Raw genomic sequence first — 21,762 nt, forward strand, 5'->3', positions numbered from 1 at the left:
GCTCCTGTCTCAGCCGCCCGCCGCGAGCTCGCGCTCGAGCACCTTGGGGTTGTCGCGCCAGCGCTCCAGCCACTCCTGCGCCACGTCACCGGGGTAGACGTCTTCCACGCCGTCGCGCAGCGCCTTCACGATGGCGTTGGCCAGCGCGGTGGGTGCGAGCTTGGGTGGTGGCGTGTGCTGGTTCCATTCATCGTCGATGGGCCCCGGGAACACATTGATCACGCGGATGCCGGCCGGCCGCATCTCGGCACGCAGGCACTGCGCGAGCGAGTGCGCTGCGGCTTTCGACGCGCTGAAGGTGCCGTGCGGCGGGAAGTTGCTGAGCGCGTAGATCGACAGCAGGTTGACCCAGGCCGTCGCGCCGGTTGCGCCGTCGGCCGAGCGGCCCTTCAGCGCGGGGCCGAACTCCTGCGCCAGACGAAGCAGGCCGAAGTAGTTGATGTCCATCTCGGCCTTGGCCACGTCGGTGCCGCGCCGCGCTCCGATGCCGAAGGTGCGGTGCACCTCGGCGTTGTTGATCACGATGTCGACCTTGCCGCCGATGGAGCCCGCAAGCTCCGTCACCTGGCGGCCGTTGGTCAGATCGAGCGGCACCAGCGTGACCTGCGGCAGCGCCGAGATGTCGTCGAGCCCCTCGCCCATCTTCTTCCAGGGCTCGGCATGGCCGACCCAGACGATGTCGGCGCCAGCCTTCACCAGCGCGCGCACGATGGCCTGGCCGGTCTCGGTCTTGCCGTCTGTCACCAGCGCCTTGCGGAACTTGGGGTCGCTGGTCATTTCGCGAAGCATCTTGTCGTCGGCCATATGGGCACTCCCTTCATTCGGAAAACCAATGAGAACGGCCTGCCCCGCGCGGTCGAGCCGGGCGCCGACACGCACGCGTTGCGGCGCATCGCCGACCTCGCCATGCAGGTGGACCATGAGCGTGGGGCCGGCATCCAGGTGCACCAGGCCCAGCCGCCAGGGCAGCCGCTCGCGGAAGAACAAGTCGTTGCTGTGATGCAGCGTGGTGCTGCCGAGCAACTCGCCCTCGCCGCTCTGCTGGCGCCAGCGCAAGGCGGCCGAGAGGCACTTGTGGCAGACCTCGCGCGGCGGGTACTGCACCGTGCCGCAGTCCTCGCAGGTCTGCAGTTCGAAGCGGCCTTCGGCGGCAGCAGCCGTAAGGCCGAGCGCCACGCGGCCACGCGCGCCGGGCGGCAGGTTCATCTGCCGGGTGCGCAGCACCGGGTTCTTGCGCGGGGGGCGCATCATCGGCATGGTCATAGCGCCTCCGCCGGGCCGCCCCAAGGCAGGCGCGCGGCCCCCTCGGGGGGCAGTGCAGCCGCGAAGCGGCAAACGTGGGGGTACATCATTCCGGTCTCCCCAGGATGACGGCGCCTGTGCACAGGCAGCGGTCGTAGGTCACCATGCCGAAGCCGGCGACCAGGCCCAGCTGTGCATCGGGCACGGTGCGTGGGCCTGCTTGATCAGTCAGTTGGCGGATCGCCTCGACCATGCCGAGGAAGCCGCCCGCCGCGCCGGCCTGCCCTGCCGAGAGCTGCCCGCCACTGGTGTTGTTCGGAAAGCTGCCGTCGAAGGTCATGGTGTGCGACTGCACGAAGGCCGGGCCCTCGCCCTTCTCGCAGAAGCCCAGGTCCTCGAACTGCATCATCACGATGACGGGGTAGTCGTCGTAGGTCTGCACGAAGTCGAGCTCGGTGGGCTGGATGCCGGCCTGCGCATACAGGTCGTCGCGGTCCTTGCGCCATCCGCCCTGCACCATCACGGGGTCTTCGGCGTAGGCGTTGTGGCGCTCGATGGCGCCGCGGATCACCACGTGCGCCAGGCCCAGGTCGCGCGCGCGCTCCTCGCTCATCACGAGGAAGGCATCGGCGCCCGCACAGGGCATCACGCAGTCGAACAGGTGGATCGGGTCGGAGATGGGCCGCGCGGCCATGTACTCGTCGAGCATCAGGCCCTTCTTGAACATCGCGTTCGGGTTGCCGAGCGCGTTGGTGCGCTGGTCGACGCAGATGCGGCCGAAGTCTTCGCGCTTCGCGCCGTAGGTGCGCATGTAGTTGGCGGTGATGAACGCGAAGATCGAGTTCGGGCCGCCCGAGCCGTAGGGGTAGCTGGCATCGCGCGCGAAGTTGCTGAAGCTGCCCAGCGTCTGGCGAAAGGAGTCGACGTGGTTGGTGTCGGCACCCACGCAAGCCACGATGTCGGCATCGCCCGCCTGCACCGCCCGCGCCGCACGGCGCAGGCACATCACGCCAGATGCACCGCCGGTAGGCACATGGTCGAGCCAGCGAGGCGACAGGCCCAGGTGCTGCGTGACACCCACGGCCGTGTCGGGCGCGAGCGAGAAGCTGCTGAGGCACAGGCCGTCGATCTGCTCCTTGGCCACGCCGCTGGCATCGACCAGCGCCTCGATGGCCTGGCCGATGAACCAGTGCGCGGTGCGCGTGGAGTAGCGCACGTAGGGCACGGTCACGGGCACCGCGACCGCGACGCCTTCGTAGGAGAGCCGTCGTTTCGTCGTCATGCCTGCCTCTTCTTCATGGCGCGTGTGTCGACGCAATGGCCCTGGCCCGGCAGCGACTGCGCCATTTCGCGCAGCTGGCCGCGCTGGATCTTCTGCGACGGGGTGAGCGGCAACGCATCGACGAAGGCCACGTAGCCGGGTGCCTTGTAGTACGCCAGTTGGGCCAGTGCGTGTTCGACGATGCTGGTGGCGACTTGCGTGCGCTGCGAGGCGTCGATGTCTTCGCGCACCACGATGCAGGCCAGCACCTCGTCGCCACGTACCGCATCGGGCGTGGCTGCCACGGCCGAGGTCTTCACCGCCGGGTGCTGGTTGAGCACGCTCTCGACCTCGACGGCCGAGATGTTCTCGCCGCTGCGGCGGATCACGTTCTTCTTGCGGTCGACGAAGAAGAAGTTGCCCTCGGCGTCGCGGCGCACCAGATCGCCGGTGTGGAACCAGCCATCGGCCCAGGCTTCGCGCGTGGCTTCCTCGTCCTTCAGGTAGCCGGAGAAGAAATAGCGCTTCGGGTCATTGCCGGCCGAACGCACCAGCAACTCGCCCGGTGCATCAATGCCAACGTCGCCGCCGTCCTCACCCACGAGGCGGATCTCGACGAAGTCTTCCTGCCGCCCGAAACAGCTGGTGCCCACGAGGCGCGGCTCGCGGTTGGCCATGATGCAGGCGGCTGCGCCGGTCTCGGTCATGGCCCAGGCCTCGACCAGCGGGAAGCCGAAGCGCTCTTCAAAAGGCGTGTGGTTCTTGCGGTCCACGCCAGCGCCGAAGCCCCAGCGGATGGCGTGATCGCGGTCGGCCGCCGATGCAGGTGCGGACAGCAGCATGGCCGGCATCACGCCGAGGTAATGCACGATGGTCGCACCGCTTTCCTTCGCACTCGCCAGCCAGGTCTTCGGATGGAAGCGATCAAGCTGCACCAGGCAACCGCCCGCAACCAGCACCACCATGGTGGAGAAGGCCATCGCGTTCATGTGGTTCAGCGGCAGCGGCGTGATGACGCGTTCCTTGTCGGGCCGGATGCCGCACACACCATCGAGCGCCGCATACCACTCGCCCGCGCGCAGGAAGTAGGCGTTGCTCAGGATGCAGCCCTTGGGACGGCCCGTGGTGCCGGATGTGTAGAGCAGGCCGCATTCGGTGTCTGTGCCGATGGGCTCATCGGCGCGCGGTGCGGCGGTCTTCGCTGGCGGCACTGCGTCTTCAGGCCCCATCGTCTCGAATTCGACACCCGCCTGCGCCGCCGCCGCACGCAGATCGGCGGCGCGGCCCGGCAGGGTGACGGCCAGGCCGATCTCGCTGTGGCCGATCAGGTAGACCAGTTCTGCCGAGCGCATCTCGGCGTTGATGGGCACCACGCTCACGCCCAGTGCGTTCAGCGCGAGCCAGTGGAAGATGAAGGCAGGCCGGTTCTCCAGCAGCAGGCCGACGCGGTGGCCGTGGCCGTAGCCGGCTTGCGCATAGGCCGCGCGCAGGCGTTCGATCTGCGCCGCAGCCTCGCCCCAGCGGATGGCGCCCGCTTCGATGCCATAGGCGGCCGCAGTCACCGATTCGGTGAACAGGAATTCGGCTTGCGGCGTGCGCGCCGCGGTCGCCGCAAAGATTTGATGGACGGTGGCGTGTGACATCTCGTCCCAGTCAGATGAAGAGCTGCACGGCCGGCAGGGCCGCGTCGCAGTTGAGCAGGTTGACGCGCTTGAGCGTCATCCGCAGCGCGCCATCCTGCACCGTGAGGTGGTGGAAGAAGGTGCCGACGTAGAACTGCAGTTCGTCACCCTGCGATTCGGTGTAGTGAAACCCGGTGCGCACCACGTAGCGGTTGGCCTCGGCATCGAACTGCTCGACCACCGGTACCTGCAACAGGTGGTGGCAGCGGCTCGGTGGCTGCTGCGAGAAAGCGCGCGGGCTCTTCAAGCGCTCGATGCGCAGGTCGCGCAGCAGCTTGTCTTCGTACAGGTGCGAGGTGTGGTTGAGGCCGTCTTCCTGGTCGGGCACGAGCGGCACCCAGTAGAAGGCGTCGTCGGTGAAGAGCGCGTTCCACTCCTCGTAGCGGCGGGTGTCGAGCAGGTGTGCTTCGTTCACGACGAAGTCGATCAGGTCCTGGCGGGTGACTTCGGTGCCGGCCATTACATCGTCTCCGTCATGCGTTGCACCCAGCTTCGGTACTGGTTGCGCATCGGCAGTTCGTTGGTGCCCCCCGTGGTGATCTCGCCGCCCTTCAACTCGGAGGGGTCGTAGTCGCGGTGCAGGCTCACCCACTCGTTGCCGCTCGCGTGCAGGCCGGCCTGCATGCCTCGGTAGGCCTGCAGGTCGTCATGCCCCACCACCGAGAACGGCGAGTTGATGAGCCGGTTGTACATGGTGGTGCGCTGCAGCAGCTCGGGCGGCGCGCCCTTGAGGCGGAAGGTCCAGCTCTCGATCAGCGTCTTGTCGGCAGAGATCGGCTTGACCACGCGAATCGCCTGGATCGCGCCCTTGATCGTGAGGTTCGGGTAGTACACGGTGTTGTGCCGCGCCATGCCCAGGATCTGCGCCGTCTTCTCCTCGCCGTAGCGCGCCTTCATGGCGTCGTCGTACGCGGGGATCGCCTTGTACTTGCTGTGGATGCTGAAGTGCACGCCCGTGAAGCTGTGGCCGTTGTCGTAGGTGCGGATGCCCATGTCCTCGAAGAACTTGTAGTCGGACATGAAGGGCGCGAACTGCTCTACCGCCATGGGCTTGGGCTCGTCCTCGGGCTTGTCGGCCCACATGCGCTTGGCGGTGCCGGCAGAAGATTCGTGCGCCACCATGGGGTGCATGGTGTCGTTGAGGTTCTCGACGAACATCTTCCAGTTGCACTGGTGCATGAAGCGCAGGCAACCGCCCGCGATTTCGAGCTCGCCTTCGGGCGAGCGGTCGGCCATGTTGTCGATGGAGCTCAGCGAGTCGCCGAAGTATTCGTCGAAGTCGGGGCCTGCGTCGTTGATCTTCACGAAGATGAAGCCGCGGTGGCTGCGCACGTGCTTCACGGTGGTAAGGCCCTTGCCCGACTCGCACTCGTGCAGTTGGGTGTGCTCGTAGCCCGTTTTCAGCGGAATCGCGAGTGGTGCGCCGTCTGTCTTGAAGGTCCAGGCGTGGTACGGGCAGCGGAAGAATTTGCCGGTGTTGCCGCAGGGCCCGTTCACGAGCCGCGAGCCTTTGTGAGCGCAGCGGTTCATCATGGCGCGCACGCTGCCGTCGGAGTGGCGCACGATGATCAGCGGGCGGCCCGCGATCTCGTTGCTGATCCAGTCGCCGGGCTTGGGCAGTTGGCTTTCATGGCCGACGTAGTTCCAGGTGTTGGCGAAGAAGTGCTCCTGCTCCAGCTCGAACAGTTCCTGGCTGGTGTACAGGTCGCGGTGCACGCGATCATGCTGCACCAGCGCGCGGATGGCATCGGGGTTGTCTCTGTACGAGGTCATGGTTCTCATGGCTCCTTGCTTCATCAGATGTCGAGCACCAGGCGCGCACCCTTGGCGCGCGAGATGCAGATCTGCATGACGTTGCCCTCCGCCTTCTCACGGGCGGTGAGCACGTAGTCGCGGTGGTCGATCTCGCCTTCGAGCACCGGCACCGCGCATACGCCGCATTCGCCGCGCTTGCAGTCGAACATCGGGTCGCAGCCGTTTTCGATCAGGCAGTCGAGGATGCTCTGGTCGGCCGGCACGGTGAAGCGCTGGCCCGACTGGGCGAGCTCCACCTCGAAGGGCTGATCGCCTTCTTCCGCGACGGGCTCGGTGAAAAGCTCGAAGTGCACGCGGTCATGTTCCCAGCCGCGCGCCTGGGTGCGCTCGAGCACGGCGTCGAGCATGACCTTGGGGCCGCAGACGTAAAGGCGGTCGCCGGTGGGAACGCTGTCGAGCAGCGCATCAATGTCTAGCGGCGTGCCGGCCTCGGCGTCCGCGTGCACGCGCAGGTCATCGCCGAGCAGGGTTTGAAGCTCGGGCAGGAAGGCCATCAGGTCGCGGCTGCGGCCGGCGTAGTGCATGCGCACGGCTGCACCTTCGGCGCGGCGGCGGGCGGCCATGGTGGCGAGCGGCGTCACGCCGATACCGCCGGCCACCAGCACGGTGCCGCCGGGGCCGGTGTGCAGCGGGAAGTCGTTCTTGGGCGCCTCGATGGCGAGGGTGTCGCCCTCTCGCAGCTGCTCGTGCATGAAGCGCGAGCCGCCCCGGCCTTCGGCCTCCTTGCGCACTGCGATCACGTATTCAGCCGGCGCATTGGTGGCATTGCGCGCCGTGTCGAAGTTGATGAGCGAGTAGTGGCGCCAGTCGGTCTTGCCGTCTGGCAGCGACACCTGCACGCGGATGTGGGCGCCGGCTGCAAAGCCGGGCAGCGCGCGGCCATCTTCGGCGCGCAGGCGCAGCATGCGGATCAGCGAATTCAACGCCCGCGCCTCGACGACGCGCAGTGAGAGGGTGGCTGAGGGTGCGGTCATCTTCGTTGTCTCTTCAGGCCAGTGCGTGCTGTGCCAGTGCGGCCTGCAGCTTGTGGCCATGTTCGTCGGCCAGGGCCGCATCGCGCAGTTCGCGCAGCGTGGCCGGTGCCAGCGCTGTGCCGGCGCGCTCGACAGCACGCATCACGGTGTCGTAGTTGCGAATGCCGCGTTCGTGCGTATCGCTGTAGCCCTTGACGAGGCGCTGGCACTGGGCCAGCTCGACGGCCAGTTCGGGGTTGCGTTGCGCGGTGGCGGCGATGCGCTGCAGCCATTCCTCGATACGGCGGTTTTCCTCGGCATAGCGCATCGTCGACAGGCGCCAGCGCTTGCATGCCGCCACGATGCGCAGCATGAGGTAGCCGCGCAGTGAGCTGGTCTGGATCACGCGGCCGTGCTGCGTGAAGCGCTCGACGAGCTTCTTGGGCATCGTCGAGTTCATGAGCCAGCGGCCGATGCCGCCGGGCAGCGTCTCGCAGATTTCCTGCAGGCGCGGGTGCATGTATTCGTTGATGGCGAGCACCTGGCCCGGTTGTACGCGGGCCTCGCCGCGCACGCGCTCGAAGCGGGTGGCGCGGGTCTTCAGGGCTGCGACGCGGGCGGTGTCTTCGTAGGACATCCAGAGCGCGAGGTGGCGCGCGGTTTCGCGCAGCAGGCGATGGTCGTCGTTGCCCGGCAGCGCGGCGATGGCAGCCATGCGGTCGAGGTACAGGCTGGCGTAGGCCGGGTCCTGGTAGTCGATGAGACGGCGCACGCCTTCGAGCAGGAAGTCTTGCGCTTGCACCGGGAAGTCGTGTTGCGCCCGTTCGACCAGTGCCCGCACGGCCGGGTGGCGCGGTCGCGGTGCCGGCGCGGTAATAGGCACTTCTTTCGCAGGCTCGCCGTCGTCACCGCCCTGTGCGCGAGCGAATGCAGCGCCAAAGGCCTTGAGGCTGGGCTTCACGCCCACGCCGCCTCGCTCGATGGTTGCCTCGAACTGCGTGCGGCTGAATGGCAGCACGCCCGAACCTGCCAGCGTGCCGAACAGCACGGCGCTGATCACGCTGCCCGAGGCTTCGGCTGCCTGTGCCATGTCGAAGCGGATGAAGCGCTTGGCTGCCTTGGCGGTGTGTGCCAGCAGTTGGTCGCTGTCGACGCGGCCATCGCCCAAGGCGCTTTTCTCCGCAATGGAGAAGACGCGGTGCGTGGATGCGATCAGCGTGGTGCGGTCGCGCGTGACGAGGCCGCGCTGCACGGCGCGCCCCGCCTCCATGAGCTCCGATGCCAGCACCACGTCGACGTCGCCCGGCAGTGGCATCAGCGCGAGCACCGGCAGGCCGCCATCGGCCTCGGCCTGCGCCGCGGGATACAGCTCGACGTAGTAGATGGTCGCGCCGGTGCGCTGGGCCACGCCCGGCACCGAAGTGGTCTGGGCGACGTAGCCGTTGGCCTCGCCCATGTCGACGATCCAGTCGGCCAGCACGCCGCCGCCCTCCCCGCCCATGGCGAGGATGGCAACCTTTATGGGTTGTGCGTTGCTCGTCATTGCTTCAGAAGGCATAGGCTTCACGGCGGCGCGCCTCACCGCGTTGCAGCCAGCCGATGACGGCGGCGCGCACACGTTCGCGCAGCACGTCCCAGCGGCTGGGGTTGCTCACGATCTGGGCCTTGTAGAACGACGGGCACAGCACGGCGGCATGCGAGACCTCGCCGCACACACCGCAGCCCACGCAGCTGTCGAGCACGGTCGCAACGGGGTCGGTGCGCAGCGGATCGGGGTTGGGCTTGATCGACAGCGACGGGCAGCCCGACAGGCGAATGCAGGAGTGGTCGCCGGTGCATGTGTCGGAATCGACGCCGAACTTCTCGCGCACCATGCGCTTGCCGTCGGCAATGGCCTTGCGCACCAGCGGCTTCTCGCGGCGCTGCTTGTTGAGCATGCACTCCGACTGGGCGATCAGGACCTTGGGGCCCTTCTTCGTCGTGGTGAGTGCGTCTTTCAGCGCGTCGCGCATGCCTGCCACGTCGTAGGTGCGGCGCAGCGTCTTCACCCACTCCACGCCCACGCCGCGCACGGCGCGCTCGATTTCGTGGCCGGTGCTGCGCGTCTTGTTGACGGCGTGCGACGACAGGATGTCCTGCCCGCCCGTGGCCGAGGTGTAGTTGTTGTCTACGACGATGGTGAGGTTGTCGCTCTTGTTGAAGACCGCGTTCGCTACACCGCTGGTGAGGCCGTTGTGCCAGAAGCCGCCGTCGCCCATCATCGAGATCGCGCGCTTGCCTGCCGGTGCATTGAGCGCCGCGGCACCTGCGCCGCCCAGGCCGTAGCCCATGGTGGTGTTGCCGATGTTGAAGGGCGGCAGGATGGAGAACAGGTGGCAGCCGATGTCGGCGCTCACGTGGTGCGCTCCGAGTTCGCGCTCGACCAGCTTCATGGCGCTGAAGATGGGGCGCTCGGGGCAGCCGGTGCAGAAGCCCGGCGGACGGGCGTGGACTACTTCGCCCAATGCTGTCGACGGCTGCGCGGGCTCGGGTGCGGCATCGACGCCGATGGCGGCCACTTCCTTCAACGGAATCACCTTGCGCACCGGCACTGGCACCGGCAGCGGTGCCAGGCGTTCGTAGCGCTCGCAGAAGCTGCGTGCGCCCTTCAGCAGTTCGGAGGCGGTGTACTCGCCGGCCACCGGCAGCATGTCCTTGCCGTGCAGCGCGGTGGTCGAGCCGGCCTGGCGCAGGATGGTCGCGAGGTTCTGCTCGACGAAGTTGGGCTGCCCCTCTTCCACGACCATCACGGCGCGCTTGCCTTCGCAGAAGCGGATCACCTCGCTCTCGATGACGGGGTAGGCCACGTTCATCACATAGAGCGGCACCTGCGTGTTGCCGTACACGTCGGCCAAGCCCAGTCGCTCGAGGGCGCGCAGCAGCGTGTTGTAGCTGCCGCCCTGCACGATGATGCCGATGTCGTCGGCGTCTTCGGAGAAGAACTCGTTGAGCTTGCGCTCCTCGATGAAGTGCACGGCGGCGGGCCAGCGGTCTTTCACCTTCTCTTGTTCGTGCACGAAGCTCGCGGGCGGCAGCACGATACGGCTGACATCGCGCTGCGGGTTCTCGAGCGCGTCTTTCAGCGTGAACTTCGGGCGGCGGTTGTCGCCGGCAATGAAGTGGCCGTGCACGTGGCAGGCGCGAATGCGCAGCTGCAGCATCACCGGCGTGTTACTGGCCTCTGAAAGATCGAAGCCCTGCTTCACCGCATCGACGATGCTCGGCAGGTTGGGGCGTGGATCGAGCAGCCAGATCTGCGACTTCATGGCGAAGGCATGGCTGCGCTCCTGCATGATGGACGAGCCTTCGCCGTAGTCTTCGCCGACGATGATGAGCGCGCCGCCGGTGACGCCGCCGGATGCCAGGTTGGCCAGCGCATCAGACGCGACGTTGGTGCCCACGGTCGCCTTGAAGGTGACGGCGCCGCGTAGCGGGTAGTTGACGGAAGCGGCCAGCGTGGCGGCGGCGGTGGCCTCGCTCGCGCTGTTCTCGAAGCGGATGCCCTGCTCGGCGAGGATGTCCTGCGCGTCGGCCAGCACGTCCATCAGGTGCGAGATGGGTGCACCCTGGTAGCCCGCCACATAGGAAACTCCCGATTCGAGCAAGGCCTTGGTAACCGCCAGAATGCCCTCCCCACGGAAGACTTCCCCACCAGAAAGCCGCAGCTTCTTGACTTCTTCAACGAATGAACGCTCGGCCATCTGGGTCCTTGTTGTCTATCGTGGGACGATGAGCTTGGGGAGCTGCATCGCGGTTCATATAATGTTGACAAATGAATGTATCCACAATCATGAATTACCCTAGACATGCAAACAGCGTGCCCGCGGCGACTGTGAGGTGCCTTCATGGCTGAAGAACAACCCGTCGAATCGCATCGCTTCGTCGATGACTACCTGCCGGCACTGCTGGCGCAGGCCAGCCAGCTGATCTCCTCGGAGTTCCACGAGGTTGCGCGGCAGCAGGGCTTCTCCGTATCGGAGTGGCGCGTGATGGCATCGCTCGCCGGCAGCGAGCCGATCAGCATCGGCCAGCTCGCGCAGGTGACAGTGACCAAGCAACCCACGGTGACGCGGCTGCTGGACCGCATGGAATCGCGCGGACAGGTCGAGCGCCTGCCCCACGAAAGTGATCGCCGCATCACGCTGGTGCGCATCACGCGCAAGGGGCTGAAGGCGGTCGAGCACCTGATGGAACTGGCACGCGACCACGAGCGGCGCGTGCTCGAACCCTTCGGGCTGCGACGCGCCGAAGAGCTCAAGCAAACGCTGAGGCAGATGATCGACCTGCACGTGCATGTGCCGGTCGAGGAGCCGCAAGAAGACTGAGCTTGCTCGCTCGCCTCTCCGCTCAGAGGCGGGGCACGAGGACGGCGCGGCCGCGGTGGCCGCGTTGTGCGATCCATTCAAGCGCGCGAGCTGCATCGGCAAATGCGAACGGCTGCACGTCGAGGTGCAGGCGGCCATCGGCCAGCCTCGCGAGCAATTCGGGCGCCGCGGCACGGCCGACGGCTTCACGTCGAAACATGTTGAGAGGCAACAGCGCAACGTCGCGTTGCAGGAAGTGCGCGATGTCGAGCTGCAGCGTCGGGCCGGCGGTATAGCCGACCAGCACGGCACGGCCGCCTGGCCGCACCGAAGGCAGCACCTTGGCGAGCACATCTCCGCCGACTGTGTCGATCAGCAGATCGGCGCTGGCAGAGGGTGGCGGCGCGGCATCTGGGTTCACTGCCCTCACCGTGCAACCTGCGTCGCGTGCGAGTTGCATCACGAGCGAGCCGACGGCGCCGCTCGCGCCGGTCACGAGCACCTGCTCACCGGCCTGCAGCTTCGCGACTTCGTGCAGCGCCACCCATGCCGAGGTCGTGGGCGAGAAGAAAGCAGCGCCCAACGCCATCGGCACAGCGTCGGGCAACAGGCCCAGCGCTTCGTCGGGCGCATCGATCTGCTCGCACCAGGTGCCGTCGAAGAGCGTGCCGAGTCCGCTGCCGCGCAGCCACACGCGCTGGCCGATGGCATACCGTTCGCTTGCCATCACTACACCTGCAGCCTCCACGCCAGGCGTGTAGGGCAACGGCGGATGGCGAAGGAAACTCCCGCGCCACACTGTGCGGTCGATGTGCCCGACCGTTGCGGCCTCCATGCGCACCAGGGTGCGGCCCGGCCGCGCGACAGGGTCGGCAATCTCCTCCAGCACGGGGATCGCATCGAATCCGTGGATGCGCACTGCCTTCACGGCAGCGTCTCCAGAAAATCGAGCACCGTACGCGCGAAGGCTTCAGGCATCTGGTCGGGCAGCGGCACCATGCCGCCTTCGATGTCGACGATGCGTGCTTGCGGCAGGTGGTGCTGCAGCTCCTCGGCATGCGGCGCCGCGAACGGGTCGGCGGTGGCGCGAACGATCAGCGTGGGCTGCGTGACGCGATTGATGCGCTCTTCCATGCGGTACGACGCGACGGCGCGATGGCCCTCTTCGACACGCTCGACCTTCAATGCATCGAGCACGAAGGCTTCGAGCAGGTCGGGACGTCCTAGCGGATAGAAACCCTGGCGCTTTTGCCACAGCGCTGCGAGGTGAGAGCCGTCTTCGCTCGGCGCGACTTCGTCGATGGGTGGACGTTGCGCCCGTGCCTTGCGAAAGGGCTCGTCGGTGTACGGCGTCGAAGACAGCACCAGGCTGCGAACGCGCTCAGGAAACGCTGCCGCGAGCTCGACTGCGATAACGCCGCCTGTGTGATGCCCCACCACGTCGGCCTGCGCGATGCCCAGCGCATCCAGCAGTTCGCAGGCCACGCGTGCCCATTGCCCGATGCTCGCCGGCACTCCGCCGTCGACCGAATCACCGAAGCCGGCTGTGTCCATCGCGATGGCCCGACGATGCGCGCCGATCAACGGCAGCACTGCGCGGTACTCGGCCCAGCTGCGCGGCGACTGATGCAGCAACAGCACGGCCGGCGCCTGGTGGTCGCCGCACGCCGCGTAGTGCACCTGCCCCACCGACAGGTCGGCAAAGGCGCGGCGGATGCTCATGGCAAGGTCTCGTCCGCAGGCGCGCGCCAAAGGCCCGCATGCCGCAGTTCGCCGAGCGTGCGCGAGAGCACGTCGCGCCGGTAGGCCGCGATGTCGCGGCCTTCGTAGTCGTAGAAGCCGCTGCCGCTCTTGAGGCCCAGCCGGCCCTGCTCGACCATGCGGCCGACGATGGCAGGCGCGGTGTAGCGGCCGGCGTCGAGCGAGGCCGACATCTCGCGGCTCGCGTGATGCAGGATGTCGCAGCCGCCGAAGTCGATGAACTCGACCACGCCCAGCGCGGCGAAGCGCAGGCCCAGGCCGTAGCGCGTGGCCTTGTCGATTTCTTCGGCGGTGGCGGCACCCTCTTCGATCATTCGCGCGGCTTCGTTCATCACCAACGCCTGCAGGCGCGGCACGATGTAGCCTGGCGAGGCACCGCAAACCACGGGCAGCTTGCCGATCTCTTCCATCAGCGTCTTGGTGCGAGCGAGCACGGCGGCGTCGGTGCCGGGGTGGCAGCTCAGCTCGACCACGGGGATCACGTAGGCCGGGTTGAGCCAATGCATGTTGAGGAAGCGCCCGGGCAGCCGCACCAATGACGCCAGCTGCGTCACGAGGATGCTGCTGGTGGTCGAGGTGAGGATCGCGTCGTCGCGGCAATGGCGGTTGAGCTGCTCGAAGGCCTCGCGCTTGGCTTCCATGGTTTCGGGGACGCCTTCGAACACGAGTTCGGCTGCGGCCAGCGCCTGCGGGGCGGCCGCGGCGTTGACGAAGTCCACGCGCGCGGCGATGCGCTCGATCTGCGATGCGTCGATCACGCCGAGTTGCGCGAGACCCGAGAGGCTGGCTTCGATCTCGGCCTTTGCTTCATCGCGCAGGCGCTGCCAGGCTTCGTCGCTGCGCGGGCGCAGGTCGATCAGCGAGATGCGGTGGCCGGCATAGGCGAATGCGATGGCGATGCCGCGCCCCATGCGGCCCGCGCCGACCGCCGCGAACCGGGGGAGCGCGGCGTCATTCGCCATCGTGCAGCCTCTGCTTGAGTTGCGCCGCGCTCAGGTCGGCGAGGCCCAGGCTTTCGAAGGTGCGCGGCCCGCGCCGCAGGTCGCGCCCGAGAAAGCCGCCGACGATGGCCAGCAGGCCGTGGGCGATGGGTGCATCCACGCCCGCGTGGCGCGCGGCCGAAGCCAGAAAAGCCAGGCCGAGCTCGGTGTCTTCCGTGATGTAGCGGTGCGTGTGCAGGTCGATGTTCTCGCGCCAGTCGCCCGATTTGACGAGCTGCTTGTGCGCGTCGCCGTACATCCACTGGTCGTTGTTGTAGTGGTCGGCCAGCGGATAGTGCGGCGCGCCCTGCCCGAAGGCTTCGCGCACGGCAATGCGTTCCTGGTCGAGCCGGTCGGTCACGTCGCGCACGGCGCGCTGCGTGCCTTCGTTGTGGATGTCCCAGCGCTCGAAGTGCTGCAGCGGCGCGGCGTTCATCACCATCAACGGCGGGTGGATGACTGGGCCGGCGTTCATCAGTGCACCCGAGAGCGCATCGCCGCAGCCGTGCACGGACGGATAAGCCTTGCGGATCACCTCGATGGCTTGCGCCTCCTTGCGGGCCGGATAGACGCCGGTAGGCAGGCGGATGGCGCGGATGGTGACGTTGACTTCGCGCTCGCCGTGCTTGCGCGCCAGGTAAGGCAGGGTGCCGGTCTCGGCCCAGGCGACGTCGGCACGGCTGCCGGCCTCTTTCACCGTCTTCGCCATCACGTAGCTGCCGAAGGTGCCCGGCGGCAGGAACACGACCTGCCCGTCGACCAGATGCGGCGCCATCGCGAGTGCGATGTCGTGCTGGGCGATCGCGGGGGTGGGAATGACGATCAGCTCGGCGCCCTTCAGGGCTGCGCCGATGTCGGCGGTGGCCAGCGCAATGGGCACCTCGCGCGCGCCGTCGGCGTCCTTCAGTGTGATCGAGCCGGCACGCACCAGCGGCTCGAGCGCGGCGGCGTCGCGGCGCCACAGGCGCACTTCATGGCCGGTTTCAGACAGGTCCGCGGCGGCCGCATAGGCGCCGTGGCCACCCCCAAGAATCGCAATTTTCATGTCGAAAGTCGAAAAGCAGGTGTCGATGAGCCGGCGGCCGCAGGACGGATCCGGGGAAATAATGCCTTATTACATTACTTTTCATCGATTCAGATGTCAATCAAATTCGACGTCACCTGATTGCTCGGAAACCCGAAATGAAAAAGCCCGCGTTCGTTAGAAGCGCGGGCTTTCTGGGGGCGAGGCGGCCGTCAGGCCGCTCGGGAAGCAGGATCAGCGGCTGGGCTTGAACGCGCGCTTTTGCGCGTCGCGGGGCACGAACACCTTGCCCGGGCCGCCATGACCGGCAGCACCATTGCCGCGGGGCGCGAAGCCCTCGCGCGGTGCAAAGCCGCCATCGCCGCGGCCACCGCCGTGACCGTGGCCGCCGCGCGGAGCGCTGTCGCCCCAGCCCGGCTTGCGGCCGTAGCCGGCACCGCCGCCGTTGCCGCCTTCGTCACGGCCGCCGCCGAAACCGGCATTCTGGCCGCCCTGGAAACCACGCGGGCCCGGTGCGGCCGGACCACGCGAGTTGCGGTCGTTGAAGCCGCTGGCGCCGGCATAGCCGCCGTTGCCGCCGTTGCCGCCGTTGCCGCCACCATTACCGCCGCGGTAGCCACCGCCACCGCCGCCACCGAACTTGCGGTCGCGCGATTGGTTGTCGCCACGGCCGCCGCGGAATTCGCCTTGCGGCGGACGCGATTGCGGCATGCGCTGTTGCGGCTCCATGCCCGGCACCACTTCGGCCTTGAACTGCTGGCGGCTGTAGTGCTCGATGTCCATGATCTTGCGGCGATCGCGGAACTCGGCGAACGTGACGGCCAGGCCGTCGCGGCCGGCACGGCCGGTGCGGCCGATGCGGTGGGTGTAGTCCTCGGCCTTCATCGGCAGGCCGAAGTTGAAGACGTGGGTGATGGTCGGCACGTCGATGCCGCGGGCGGCAACGTCGGTGGCCACCAGGATCTGCACCTGGCCCTGGCGCAGCGCCATCAGGCGGCGGTTGCGCAGGCCCTGGCTCAGGGCGCCGTGCAGCGCCACGGCGCTGAAGCCTTCTTGCTGCAGGTCGTTGGCGAGGCCGTCGCACTCGACTTGCGTGCTCGCGAACACGATCGCCTGGTTGATGCTGGTGTCGCGCAGCCAGTGGTCGAGCAGCTTGCGCTTGTGCTGGCTGTTGTCGGCCCAGAACAGCACCTGCTTGATGTTGGCGTGCTTTTCCTGCGGGCTGTCGATGGTGATGCGCTGCGGTTCGCGCATCACGCGCTGGGCCAGCTGCTGGATGCGCGGCGCGAAGGTGGCGCTGAACATCATCGTTTGCTGGCGCTCGATGGTGAGCTGGTTGACTTCGGCCAGGTCGTCGGAGAAGCCGAGGTCGAGCATGCGGTCAGCTTCGTCGACCACCAGGAACTTGACCTGGTCGAGCTTGAGTTGCTGCGAGCGTTGCAGGTCGAGCAGACGGCCGGGCGTGGCAACCACGAGGTCGGCGTTCTGCAGCTTGGCAATCTGCAGTTGGTAAGGCATGCCGCCCACCACGTTGGCGATGCGCAGGCCGCGGCAGTGGCGAACCAGTTCGATGGCGTCGTGCGCGACTTGCTGCGCGAGTTCGCGCGTCGGGCACAGGATCAGGGCGCCGGGCGTGGCGGCCTTGAAATGACGGGCGTTGGTCGGATCCTTGCGCTTCGGCTTCTTGGGCGGGGCTTCGCCGCGGGCAGCAGCTTCGGCGGCCAGGCGCTGGAACTCGGCCTTGGCTTCGGCTTCTGCCTCGGCCTGGCGCTTGAGCAGCGTGTGCAGCACGGGCAGCAGGAAGGCGGCGGTCTTGCCGGAGCCGGTCTGGCTCGACACCATCAGGTCGACGAAGCGGGCAGCGCCCTCTTCGCCCATGGCGATCGGCACGACCTTTTCCTGCACGGTGGTGGGCTGGGTGAAGCCCAGGTCAGCCACGGCGGCGATCAGCTCGGGCGCGAGGCCCAGCTTGATGAAGCCGTTGGGCTTGGCGGGCTCTTCGGCCGCGGCAGCTTCGGGGGCAGCTGCATCCAGCGCCTCGAGGATGGGCGCCTCGGACATGGTGTCCGTGGCGGCGGTGAATTCGTTGTGGGTAGCGGATTGCACAGGCGCGAACTCGCCCTGCGCTTCAAAAGCGTCGGTCATGAATATCAATCTCAAACGCGAGCGCTGCCGTAGGCGGCGCCCCGTTGGTGGTTAAAAACATCAACCATCCAACGACATTCAACTTCGGGCTGACGCCTGAGGTTGCGGCCCTTTTTGATCAGCGAATGCGATCGGGCGCGGTGTGCAAGATAGGGAGATGCAAGAGACGCTGGCCGGGCTTGAAATACCTTCCCGATCAGCGAAGCCTGCGATTATGGCATGGATTCGGGTTTTTACCTAATCCCCGGCTTTGCTCAATCCGTCAGGCGCAGAAAGGTCTCACGGTAGTGCGCCAGTTCCTCGATGGATTCGTGCACATCGGCCAGCGCGGTATGCGCCTGCTGCTTCTTGAAGCTGCTGTAGGCCGTGGGTTTCCAGCGCTTGGCCAGCTCCTTGAGGGTGCTGACGTCCAGGTTGCGATAGTGGAAGTACGCCTCCAGCTTGGGCATGTACCTGACCAGGAAGCGCCGGTCCTGCCCGATGGTGTTGCCGCACATGGGCGAACCGCTGCGCGGGATGTATTTGGCGATGAATTCCAGCAGTTGCTGCTCGGCGGCGGCTTCGTCGAGGGTGGATGCCTTGACCTTGTCGATCAGGCCGCTGCGGCCGTGGGTGCCCTTGTTCCAGGCATCCATGGCGTCGAGCACGGCGTCGCTCTGGTGAATGACTAGCACGGGGCCGTCGATGACGGGCGTGAGGTCGGGGCCGGTAACGACCACGGCGATTTCGAGCAGGCGCTCTTTTTCGGGGTCGAGGCCGCTCATTTCGCAGTCCAGCCAGACCAGGTTCTGGTCGCTTTTCTTCAGGGTGGGCGCAGCTGCGGGGGGCGTCGGTTCAAGGGATTCAGGCATCGCAGGATTGTCGTCGAAGGGCTGCGGCCCCAGATAGCGGGGACTAAACTCACCGCTCCATGTCCTATTCGCTCATCTTCACCATCGCCTTTGCGGCAGCATTGGTCGCAGGCCTGCTCGTGAAGTTCTGGCTGGCCACGCGGCAGGTGCGCCATGTGGCGCAGCACCGCGGCACCGTGCCGGCCGCTTTCGCGCAGACCATCACCCTCGCCGCCCACCAGAAAGCGGCCGACTACACCATCGCCAAGGCGCGCTTCGGCCTGGTCGAGATGGCCTGGGGCGCAGCGCTGCTTCTGGGCTGGACCTTGCTCGGCGGCCTCGACGTGCTCAACAAGCTTCTGCTGGCGTGGATCGGCGGCGGCATGGCGCAGCAGCTGGCATTGCTGGCAGCCTTCGCGGCCATCGGCGGCCTGCTCGAACTGCCCTTCACGCTCTGGCAGACCTTCAGGCTCGAAGAGCGCTTCGGCTTCAACAAGATGACCTGGAAGCTCTGGCTGGCCGACACGCTCAAGTCGACGCTGCTGGGCGCGGTGATCGGCCTGCCGATCGCGGCGTTGATCCTCTGGCTCATGGGCGCGGCCGGGCAGCTGTGGTGGTTGTGGTCCTGGGGCGCGTGGATGGGATTCAACCTGCTGCTGATGCTGATCTACCCGACCTTCATCGCACCGCTGTTCAACAAGTTCAAGCCGCTCGACGACCCGACGCTCAAGGAGCGCGTGACGGCATTGATGAAGCGCTGCGGCTTCGCGGCCAAGGGCCTGTTCGTGATGGACGGCAGCACGCGCAGCGCCCATGCCAACGCCTATTTCACCGGCTTCGGCGCCAGCAAGCGCGTGGTGTTCTACGACACGCTGCTGCGCCAGCTCAACGCCGGCGAGGTCGAGGCCGTACTCGCGCACGAACTGGGACACTTCAAGCACCGCCATATCGTGAAGCGGCTGGTCGCGATGTTCGCCCTGAGCCTGGCTGGCTTCGCGCTGCTGGGCTGGGTGTCGACGCAGGTCTGGTTCTACACGGGCCTGGGCGTGCAGCCCAACATGACGGCACCCAACAGCGCGCTGGCGTTGCTGCTGTTCATGATTGCCGTGCCGGTGTTCGGCTTCTTCGTTGCTCCGCTGCCCGCACGACTGTCGCGCAAGCACGAGTTCGAGGCCGACGCCTACGCAGTGGCGCAAACCAGCGGCGCCGACCTGTCGGCCGCCCTGCTCAAGCTCTACCAGGACAACGCCTCGACGCTCACGCCCGACCCGGTGTTCGTCAAGTTCTACTATTCGCACCCGCCGGCCTCAGAGCGCCTTGCGCGCATGACGGCCGCCTGACCCGACCCCCTCATTTCGAAGAAGCCCATCATGAGCAGCATGTTCAAGCCCAAGGACTGGAAGAACCTCCCTCCCCGCAAGGCGCTGAGCGCCACCGAGATCGTGGCCGGCCTGGCGCGCCTCGACGGCTGGATGCTCACCGGCGACGGCGCCAACGTCGCCATCGAGAAAACCTTCAGCTTCGCCAACTACTTCGAGACCATCGCCTTCGTGAACGCGCTGGCTTTCGTGGCGCACACGCAAGACCACCACCCCGACCTGGCGGTGCACTACAACCGCTGCGTAGTGCGCTTCAACACGCACGACGTGGGCGGCCTGTCGGTCACCGACTTCGACTGCGCCCGCCAGGCCGACGCGCTGGTCGCGCCCCCCGCCGCATGACGGAACGAGCCCTTGGCTAAGCCCGGCCGCGCCACGCCCGCAGCCGCTGCTGCGAAGGCACTCCACGACGGCCTTGTCGTTGCCAGCCACGGGCGTCATTGCCTCGTCGAAACGCCCACGGGCGAGCGGCTGATCTGCCACCCGCGCGGCAAGAAGAGCCAGGCCGTGGTCGGCGACCGCGTGCACTGGCAGGCCAGCGAGGACGAAGGCACCATCGAGCAGGTGCTGCCGCGGCGCAACCTGTTCTATCGGCAGGACGAGATCCGCACCAAGTCGTTCGCTGCCAACCTCGACCATGTGCTGATCCTGATCGCGGCCGAGCCGGAGTTTTCCGAACATCAGCTGGCCCGCGCGCTGATCGCGGCGGAGGCCGAGCGCATCACGCCGATCATCGCGCTCAACAAAAGCGACCTTGTCGAGCCCTTCGAGCGCGCATGGACCAAGCTGGCACCCTACCGCCGCATGCACCACGGCGTGCTGCCCCTGTCGCTGAAGGCGTCAGGCGAGGCGGACTACGCCTCGCTGATGAAGCTTCTGGCCGGCAAATCCACCTTGGTGCTCGGCCCTTCCGGATCGGGCAAGAGCACGCTGACCAATCTGCTGGTGCCGGGCGCGACCGTGCTGACCCAGGAGATTTCGCAGGCGCTGAACTCGGGCAAGCACACCACCACGAGCACCACTTGGTACTGGATCGATGAAGCCCGCACCACCGGCCTGATCGACTCGCCGGGCTTCCAGGAGTTCGGCCTGAACCACATCGCGCCGATGCAGCTCGCCGGGCTCATGCCGGACATCGCCGAGCATGCGAACGACTGCAAGTTCTACAACTGCACGCATCTGCACGAGCCGGGCTGCGGCGTGATTGCGAACGTGGAAACAGCAAGCAGCGGACCAGGCGCCATCAGCGCGAGCCGCTACAAGATTTATGGCGAGCTGTTCGCCGAGTTGAGCCAGAAGCGGTACTGACCGAAAGGCAGCTTCAGCCGAGCCAGATGCGGTAGGACTTCCAGGTCGGGTCGAAGACAAGGTCCAACGTCACCGGCAGGTCCATGTCGTCCTGCAGCGATTGAGCATGCGAAATCGCTGCCTCAGGGTCGGACACCTGGAAGTGGACGGTGCGAACGCCCTCCTCCAACACCACGTGCGTGCAGCAGCCTGCTTCGTGCGTCTGCAGCCGCGCCGTCAGCCGGTCTTCGTAGACGCGTGCCTCTTCCAACTCCTCACCCGATTCGACCGGCACTGCCGTCGACAGGCGATGGCACAGGTCGGCGCGCCCCACCAAGGCAGTGGCCGCGTCATTGCGCATGACGATCACCTCGATCTCGCGGTCGTCCTCGGCCATGCGCGTCGCGTTCATGCCCGACCAGGCGTGTTCACCCTGGGGAAACACACCGGTGTGGCCGAGTTCGTCGCGCCAGCAGGCGTCGAACACGGGCACGAAATCGTCGAGCGGCACGCCATCGAAATCCGCGTGCGCGTCGGCCTCGACGTAGTCGACCGCCCCGACCTTCACCGCGAAGTCGTACTCGCCCAGGATATGGTCGAGCATGATGAGGCTCATGTGGCGCGCATGGTCCTGCATGTCCATCGGGATGGGCTTGGCGAAGCCGATCTCCAGCGCCACCCGCCCCCGGTAGAGCTCGTGCTTCACAAGAACTTCGGAGCTTGCCAATTCGAAGTCGTTCATGCGCATGCCGAAGCCATCGCTCGAACGCTGACGAAAGGCTTCCACCTCGACCTGCGGCAGCTTGGGGCTGCTTTGCACCAGCGCCATCAGATCCTCGAAGTCGTCTACCGAACCGTGCGCCGTCAGCACCAGCTTGAACTCAGGCGGCTCGCCAGCCACTTCGGCCGCCAGCCGCGGAAAGAAGGGTTCGAGCAGTTCGTTCAACCCTTCCATCAATTCGCGAGCGGGCAAGGCGCGCAGGCTCTCGAGCCGGGCGCTCACTGCTTGCCAGAAGCCTGTGCAGGCCGCTGTGCGCGGATCGGTGTCGTGGGTTGGCAT

At 66.9% G+C, this 21,762-nt stretch carries 19 protein-coding genes; 4 read left to right on the forward strand and 15 right to left on the reverse strand.

Features of this window, described 5'->3' with window-relative positions; genetic code table 11:
- Positions 1 to 9 precede the first annotated feature (9 nt).
- The 8 genes from AC07O3_RS25135 to AC07O3_RS25170 form a co-directional block, all read right to left on the reverse strand.
- Positions 10 to 1,263 carry an SDR family NAD(P)-dependent oxidoreductase gene (locus AC07O3_RS25135; protein ID WP_093172049.1) on the reverse strand — a complete coding sequence of 418 codons (1,254 nt, stop codon included), beginning with the start codon at positions 1,261 to 1,263 and terminating at the stop codon, positions 10 to 12.
- 85 nt (positions 1,264 to 1,348) lie between these two features.
- Positions 1,349 to 2,524: a thiolase family protein gene (locus tag AC07O3_RS25140; protein WP_495340593.1), complete on the reverse strand. Its 1,176-nt coding sequence runs from the start codon at positions 2,522 to 2,524 to the stop codon at positions 1,349 to 1,351.
- A complete protein-coding gene (locus tag AC07O3_RS25145) occupies positions 2,521 to 4,146 on the reverse strand; it encodes an AMP-binding protein (RefSeq protein WP_495340594.1) in 1,626 nt (541 codons plus the stop codon). The genes AC07O3_RS25140 and AC07O3_RS25145 overlap by 4 nt, the downstream gene beginning before the upstream one ends.
- A 10-nt stretch (positions 4,147 to 4,156) precedes the next feature.
- Positions 4,157 to 4,645, reverse strand: a complete 489-nt coding sequence (locus tag AC07O3_RS25150) for an aromatic-ring-hydroxylating dioxygenase subunit beta (RefSeq protein WP_435458758.1) — start codon at positions 4,643 to 4,645, stop codon at positions 4,157 to 4,159.
- Positions 4,645 to 5,958 (reverse strand): aromatic ring-hydroxylating dioxygenase subunit alpha, encoded by a 1,314-nt coding sequence (locus tag AC07O3_RS25155; protein ID WP_093049735.1) that lies wholly within the window; start codon positions 5,956 to 5,958, stop codon positions 4,645 to 4,647. Before AC07O3_RS25155 ends, AC07O3_RS25150 begins: the two co-directional genes overlap by 1 nt.
- A 23-nt stretch (positions 5,959 to 5,981) precedes the next feature.
- Positions 5,982 to 6,974 carry a PDR/VanB family oxidoreductase gene (locus AC07O3_RS25160; RefSeq protein WP_495340595.1) on the reverse strand — a complete coding sequence of 331 codons (993 nt, stop codon included), beginning with the start codon at positions 6,972 to 6,974 and terminating at the stop codon, positions 5,982 to 5,984.
- Positions 6,975 to 6,987: 13 nt separating this feature from the next.
- Positions 6,988 to 8,496, reverse strand: a complete 1,509-nt coding sequence (locus tag AC07O3_RS25165; RefSeq protein ID WP_495340596.1) for an indolepyruvate oxidoreductase subunit beta family protein — start codon at positions 8,494 to 8,496, stop codon at positions 6,988 to 6,990.
- Between the two features lie 4 nt (positions 8,497 to 8,500).
- Positions 8,501 to 10,693: a thiamine pyrophosphate-dependent enzyme gene (locus tag AC07O3_RS25170; RefSeq protein ID WP_495340597.1), complete on the reverse strand. Its 2,193-nt coding sequence runs from the start codon at positions 10,691 to 10,693 to the stop codon at positions 8,501 to 8,503.
- A gap of 144 nt (positions 10,694 to 10,837) precedes the next feature.
- Between AC07O3_RS25170 and AC07O3_RS25175 the strand changes: the two genes are divergently transcribed.
- A complete protein-coding gene (locus AC07O3_RS25175) occupies positions 10,838 to 11,317 on the forward strand; it encodes a MarR family winged helix-turn-helix transcriptional regulator (RefSeq protein WP_093049726.1) in 480 nt (159 codons plus the stop codon).
- A gap of 22 nt (positions 11,318 to 11,339) precedes the next feature.
- Here AC07O3_RS25175 and AC07O3_RS25180 read toward each other — a convergent pair whose 3' ends face one another.
- The 6 genes from AC07O3_RS25180 to orn form a co-directional block, all read right to left on the reverse strand.
- Entirely contained in the window at positions 11,340 to 12,224 is an 885-nt protein-coding gene (locus tag AC07O3_RS25180) for a quinone oxidoreductase family protein (protein ID WP_495340598.1), read from the reverse strand.
- Positions 12,221 to 13,018: an alpha/beta fold hydrolase gene (locus AC07O3_RS25185; RefSeq protein WP_495340599.1), complete on the reverse strand. Its 798-nt coding sequence runs from the start codon at positions 13,016 to 13,018 to the stop codon at positions 12,221 to 12,223. Before AC07O3_RS25185 ends, AC07O3_RS25180 begins: the two co-directional genes overlap by 4 nt.
- A complete protein-coding gene (locus tag AC07O3_RS25190; RefSeq protein ID WP_093049717.1) occupies positions 13,015 to 14,019 on the reverse strand; it encodes a 3-hydroxybutyryl-CoA dehydrogenase in 1,005 nt (334 codons plus the stop codon). Before AC07O3_RS25190 ends, AC07O3_RS25185 begins: the two co-directional genes overlap by 4 nt.
- Positions 14,009 to 15,082 (reverse strand): NAD/NADP-dependent octopine/nopaline dehydrogenase family protein, encoded by a 1,074-nt coding sequence (locus AC07O3_RS25195; RefSeq protein ID WP_097199753.1) that lies wholly within the window; start codon positions 15,080 to 15,082, stop codon positions 14,009 to 14,011. Before AC07O3_RS25195 ends, AC07O3_RS25190 begins: the two co-directional genes overlap by 11 nt.
- A gap of 213 nt (positions 15,083 to 15,295) precedes the next feature.
- Entirely contained in the window at positions 15,296 to 17,206 is a 1,911-nt protein-coding gene (locus tag AC07O3_RS25200) for a DEAD/DEAH box helicase (RefSeq protein WP_495340600.1), read from the reverse strand.
- Positions 17,207 to 17,460: 254 nt separating this feature from the next.
- Positions 17,461 to 18,057: an oligoribonuclease gene (gene orn / locus AC07O3_RS25205; protein WP_426391857.1), complete on the reverse strand. Its 597-nt coding sequence runs from the start codon at positions 18,055 to 18,057 to the stop codon at positions 17,461 to 17,463.
- 59 nt (positions 18,058 to 18,116) lie between these two features.
- Here orn and AC07O3_RS25210 point away from each other — a divergent pair, with 59 nt between their 5' ends.
- Genes AC07O3_RS25210 through rsgA form a run of 3 tightly spaced genes read left to right on the forward strand, consistent with a single transcriptional unit; the run spans position 18,117 to position 20,723 of the window.
- Complete coding sequence (locus tag AC07O3_RS25210) at positions 18,117 to 19,376, forward strand: M48 family metallopeptidase (protein WP_097199756.1); 1,260 nt, start codon at positions 18,117 to 18,119, stop codon at positions 19,374 to 19,376.
- 30 nt (positions 19,377 to 19,406) lie between these two features.
- A complete protein-coding gene (locus tag AC07O3_RS25215; RefSeq protein WP_093049703.1) occupies positions 19,407 to 19,757 on the forward strand; it encodes a 4a-hydroxytetrahydrobiopterin dehydratase in 351 nt (116 codons plus the stop codon).
- A gap of 12 nt (positions 19,758 to 19,769) precedes the next feature.
- The gene (gene rsgA / locus AC07O3_RS25220; protein WP_097199757.1) at positions 19,770 to 20,723 is read left to right on the forward strand and encodes a ribosome small subunit-dependent GTPase A; all 954 of its coding nucleotides are present in this window, start codon (positions 19,770 to 19,772) and stop codon (positions 20,721 to 20,723) included.
- 13 nt (positions 20,724 to 20,736) lie between these two features.
- Here the strand turns inward: rsgA and AC07O3_RS25225 are convergent, their stop codons facing one another.
- The gene (locus tag AC07O3_RS25225; RefSeq protein WP_495340601.1) at positions 20,737 to 21,762 is read right to left on the reverse strand and encodes a hypothetical protein; all 1,026 of its coding nucleotides are present in this window, start codon (positions 21,760 to 21,762) and stop codon (positions 20,737 to 20,739) included.

This window comes from Variovorax sp. GW821-FHT09D05 (assembly GCF_059416325.1).